This is a genomic window from Enterococcus sp. C53 (assembly GCF_040887425.1).
Classification (GTDB): domain Bacteria; phylum Bacillota; class Bacilli; order Lactobacillales; family Enterococcaceae; genus Enterococcus_B; species Enterococcus_B hirae.
In genome coordinates this window covers 1-3278 of record NZ_JBFOFT010000020.1, presented here as the reverse complement: position 1 = coordinate 3278, position 3278 = coordinate 1, and the positions used below count along the sequence as shown (strand labels likewise).

Annotated in this window: 2 rRNA genes; both read right to left on the bottom strand. The window is 49.5% G+C overall.

The features are described 5' to 3' along the window. A 5S ribosomal RNA gene (rrf, locus tag AB3I42_RS13900) occupies nt 1-116 on the bottom strand. 93 nt (nt 117-209) lie between these two features. Continuing rightward, nucleotides 210-3123, bottom strand: a 23S ribosomal RNA gene (locus AB3I42_RS13895). Between the last annotated feature and the right edge of the window lie 155 nt (nt 3124-3278).

Here is a 3278-nt window from a genome sequence, read left to right as displayed (position 1 = left end):
GCGTGGCGACGTCCTACTCTCACAAGGGGCAACCCCTCACTACAATCGGCGCTAAGAAGCTTAACTTCTGTGTTCGGCATGGTTACAGGTGTATCCTTCTCGCTATCGCCACCACACTGTGGTGTTATCATTATTGAGTTTGCTTTTGCTCACTCAAAACTGGATTTGAAGTATTTCGTAAACTCTACCGAGTTTTTTTCTTTACCAATGTGGTTAAGTCCTCGATCGATTAGTATCAGTCCGCTCCATACATCACTGTACTTCCACTCCTGACCTATCTACCTGATCATCTCTCAGGGATCTTACTTTCTTAAAGAAATGGGAAATCTCATCTTGAGGTGGGCTTCACACTTAGATGCTTTCAGCGTTTATCCCTTCCCTACATAGCTACCCAGCAATGCCCTTGGCAGAACAACTGGTACACCAGCGGTAAGTCCATCCCGGTCCTCTCGTACTAAGGACAGCTCCTCTCAAATTTCCAACGCCCGCGACGGATAGGGACCGAACTGTCTCACGACGTTCTGAACCCAGCTCGCGTGCCGCTTTAATGGGCGAACAGCCCAACCCTTGGGACCGACTACAGCCCCAGGATGCGACGAGCCGACATCGAGGTGCCAAACCTCCCCGTCGATGTGGACTCTTGGGGGAGATAAGCCTGTTATCCCCAGGGTAGCTTTTATCCGTTGAGCGATGGCCCTTCCATGCGGAACCACCGGATCACTAAGCCCGACTTTCGTCCCTGCTCGACTTGTTGGTCTCGCAGTCAAGCTCCCTTCTGCCTTTACACTCTTCGAATGATTTCCAACCATTCTGAGGGAACCTTTGGGCGCCTCCGTTACCTTTTAGGAGGCGACCGCCCCAGTCAAACTGCCCATCTGACACTGTCTCCCACCACGATCAGTGGTGCGGGTTAGAGTGGCCATAACGCAGGGGTAGTATCCCACCAGCGCCTCCATCGAAACTAGCGTTCCGATTTCTACGGCTCCTACCTATCCTGTACATGCGGTACAGACACTCAATATCAAACTACAGTAAAGCTCCATGGGGTCTTTCCGTCCTGTCGCGGGTAACCTGCATCTTCACAGGTACTAAAATTTCACCGAGTCTCTCGTTGAGACAGTGCCCAAATCGTTACGCCTTTCGTGCGGGTCGGAACTTACCCGACAAGGAATTTCGCTACCTTAGGACCGTTATAGTTACGGCCGCCGTTTACTGGGGCTTCAATTCGTACCTTCGCATACGCTAAGCACTCCTCTTAACCTTCCAGCACCGGGCAGGCGTCAGCCCCTATACTTCATCTTACGATTTTGCAGAGACCTGTGTTTTTGATAAACAGTCGCTTGGGCCTATTCACTGCGGCTGATCTTAGATCAGCACCCCTTCTCCCGAAGTTACGGGGTCATTTTGCCGAGTTCCTTAACGAGAGTTCTCTCGCTCACCTTAGGATTCTCTCCTCGACTACCTGTGTCGGTTTGCGGTACGGGTCGTTGTTTTCTCACTAGAAGCTTTTCTCGGCAGTGTGACATCAGGAACTTCGGTACTATTATTTCCCTCCCCATCACAGCTTGTCCGTACAGATAGAAGCATTTGACTCCTATCAAGACTTACTGTTTAGACAGACATTTCCAATCGTCTGCATTCCTTAGCCTCCTGCGTCCCTCCATTGCTCAAACAAAAACAACGAGTACAGGAATATCAACCTGTTGTCCATCGCCTACGCCTGTCGGCCTCGGCTTAGGTCCCGACTAACCCTGGGCGGACGAGCCTTCCCCAGGAAACCTTAGTCATTCGGTGGACAGGATTCTCACCTGTCTTTCGCTACTCATACCGGCATTCTCACTTCTAAGCGCTCCAGCAGTCCTCACGATCTGCCTTCAACGCCCTTAGAACGCTCTCCTACCAATACACCTAAAGGTGTACTCCACAGCTTCGGTAATATGTTTAGCCCCGGTACATTTTCGGCGCAGGGTCACTCGACTAGTGAGCTATTACGCACTCTTTAAATGGTGGCTGCTTCTAAGCCAACATCCTAGTTGTCTGTGCAACCCCACATCCTTTTCCACTTAACATATATTTTGGGACCTTAGCTGGTGGTCTGGGCTGTTTCCCTTTCGACTATGGATCTTATCACTCACAGTCTGACTCCCGGATATGAATGAATGGCATTCGGAGTTTATCTGAATTCGGTAACCCGAGATGGGCCCCTAGTCCAAACAGTGCTCTACCTCCATCATTCTCAATTCCGAGGCTAGCCCTAAAGCTATTTCGGAGAGAACCAGCTATCTCCAAGTTCGTTTGGAATTTCTCCGCTACCCACACCTCATCCCCGCACTTTTCAACGTACGTGGGTTCGGTCCTCCAGTGCGTTTTACCGCACCTTCAACCTGGACATGGGTAGATCACATGGTTTCGGGTCTACGACTACATACTCAAACGCCCTATTCAGACTCGCTTTCGCTGCGGCTCCGTCTCTTCAACTTAACCTCGCATGCAATCGTAACTCGCCGGTTCATTCTACAAAAGGCACGCCATCACCCATTAACGGGCTTTGACTTGTTGTAGGCACACGGTTTCAGGTTCTATTTCACTCCCCTTCCGGGGTGCTTTTCACCTTTCCCTCACGGTACTGGTTCACTATCGGTCACTAGGGAGTATTTAGCCTTGGGAGATGGTCCTCCCGGATTCCGACGGAATTCCTCGTGTTCCGCCGTACTCAGGATCCTCCTAGGTGCCTTCCAAATTTCATCTACGGGGTTTTTACCCTCTTTGACTGACTTTTCCAAGTCATTCGACTATCTGAAAGAACTACCATATTGGAGTCCTACAACCCCAATGAGCAAGCTCATTGGTTTGGGCTTTTCCCGTTTCGCTCGCCGCTACTCAGGGAATCGAATTTTCTTTCTCTTCCTGCAGGTACTTAGATGTTTCAGTTCTCTGCGTCTACCTCGAATGCGCTATGTATTCACGCAAACGTAACATCCTATAAAAGATGCTGGGTTCCCCCATTCGGAAATCTCTGGATCATAGCTTACGTACAGCTCCCCAAAGCATATCGGTGTTAGTCCCGTCCTTCATCGGCTCCTAGTGCCAAGGCATCCACCGTGCGCCCTTATTCACTTAACCTTATCAACCTTGCGGTTGGGTTTTGATCTTTCTTCTAGCGATAGAAGTCCGATCAAGAAAATAAGCAATTGAACTTATTAAAAAACTCATTCAACGCGGTGTTCTCGGTTTGTATTACTAATTTACTTCAAATATCCAGTTTTCAATGAACAAAA